The 2,106-nt window shown below is 48.2% G+C and carries 1 rRNA gene; it reads right to left on the bottom strand.

The annotated features are described in order from the left end of the window. Nucleotides 1-1,975, bottom strand: a 23S ribosomal RNA gene (locus tag ACZ2V4_RS11585); the annotation flags it as partial. Between the last annotated feature and the right edge of the window lie 131 nt (nt 1,976-2,106).

The following is a 2,106-nucleotide window of genomic DNA, read 5'->3' as shown; positions in this document are numbered from 1 at the left end:
ACAAGGAATTTCGCTACCTTAGGACCGTTATAGTTACGGCCGCCGTTTACTGGGGCTTCAATTCGTAGCTTCGCATACGCTAACCACTCCTTTTAACCTTCCAGCACCGGGCAGGCGTCAGCCCCTATACTTCACCTTACGGTTTTGCAGAGACCTGTGTTTTTGATAAACAGTCGCTTGGGCCTATTCACTGCGGCTCTTCAAGGCTTGCACCCTAAAAAGCACCCCTTCTCCCGAAGTTACGGGGTCATTTTGCCGAGTTCCTTAACGAGAGTTCGCTCGCTCACCTTAGAATTCTCATCTTGACTACCTGTGTCGGTTTGCGGTACGGGCACCTAATTTCTAACTAGAGGCTTTTCTTGGCAGTGTGAAATCAACGACTTCGCTACTATAATTTCGCTCCCCATCACACCTTGATCTTGGTGAGTACCGGATTTGCCTGATACTCAATCTCAGTGCTTGGACGTACATAACCAACAGTACGCTTCGCCTATCCTACTGCGTCCCCCCATCGTTCAAACAATCTTAGGTGGTACAGGAATATCTACCTGTTGTCCATCGCCTACGCCATTCGGCCTCGGCTTAGGTCCCGACTAACCCAGAGCGGACGAGCCTTCCTCTGGAAACCTTAGTCAATCGGTGGACGGGATTCTCACCCGTCTTTCGCTACTCACACCGGCATTCTCACTTCTAAGCGCTCCACATGTCCTTACGATCATGCTTCGACGCCCTTAGAACGCTCTCCTACCATTGTCCTACGGACAATCCACAGCTTCGGTAATATGTTTAGCCCCGGTACATTTTCGGCGCAGCGTCACTCGACTAGTGAGCTATTACGCACTCTTTAAATGATGGCTGCTTCTAAGCCAACATCCTAGTTGTCTGGGCAACGCCACATCCTTTTCCACTTAACATATATTTTGGGACCTTAGCTGGTGGTCTGGGCTGTTTCCCTCTCGACTACGGACCTTATCACCCGCAGTCTGACTCCCGCATTAAATTATCTGGCATTCGGAGTTTGTCTGAATTCGGTAACCCGAGGGGGGCCCCTAGTCCAAACAGTGCTCTACCTCCAGTAATCATCATGCGAGGCTAGCCCTAAAGCTATTTCGGAGAGAACCAGCTATCTCCAGGTTCGATTGGAATTTCTCCGCTACCCACACCTCATCCGCTCACTTTTCAACGTAAGTCGGTTCGGTCCTCCATTCAGTGTTACCTGAACTTCAACCTGGACATGGGTAGATCACCTGGTTTCGGGTCTACGACCTGATACTCATTCGCCCTATTCAGACTCGCTTTCGCTACGGCTCCACATATACTGCTTAACCTTGCATCAAATCGTAACTCGCCGGTTCATTCTACAAAAGGCACGCCATCACCCATTAACGGGCTCTGACTACTTGTAAGCACACGGTTTCAGGTTCTATTTCACTCCCCTTCCGGGGTGCTTTTCACCTTTCCCTCACGGTACTGGTTCACTATCGGTCACTAGAGAGTATTTAGCCTTGGGAGATGGTCCTCCCGGATTCCGACGGAATTCCACGTGTTCCGCCGTACTCAGGATCCACTCAGGAGAGAATAACTTTTCGACTACAGGGCCTTTACCTTCTATGGCTGACTTTTCCAAAGTCATTCGTCTAAACTATTCCTTTGTAACTCCGTATTGAGTGTCCTACAACCCCAGAGTGCAAGCACTCTGGTTTGGGCTCTTCCCGTTTCGCTCGCCGCTACTAAGGGAATCGAATTTTCTTTCTCTTCCTCCGGGTACTTAGATGTTTCAGTTCTCCGGGTGTGCCTTCTCATATGCTATGTATTCACATATGGATAACATGACATAACTCATGCTGGGTTTCCCCATTCGGAAATCTCTGGATCAAAGCTTACTTACAGCTCCCCAGAGCATATCGTCGTTAGTAACGTCCTTCTTCGGCTTCTAGTGCCAAGGCATCCACCGTGCGCCCTTAATAACTTAATCTGTTATTAATATTGTGATGTCTGCATAAATGCAGACGCGCGATTTTTTCAAGAATTCAAATATGAACTCACTCGGTTTTGCTTGGTAAAATCTTTATATCTTCTTACTTTATCTAGTTTTCAAAGTACAAT

Source organism: Macrococcus sp. CoH-51_TC_04 (assembly GCF_058188655.1).
Note: the sequence above shows the minus strand (reverse complement) of the source record. Positions and strands in the feature narration are given on the sequence as shown.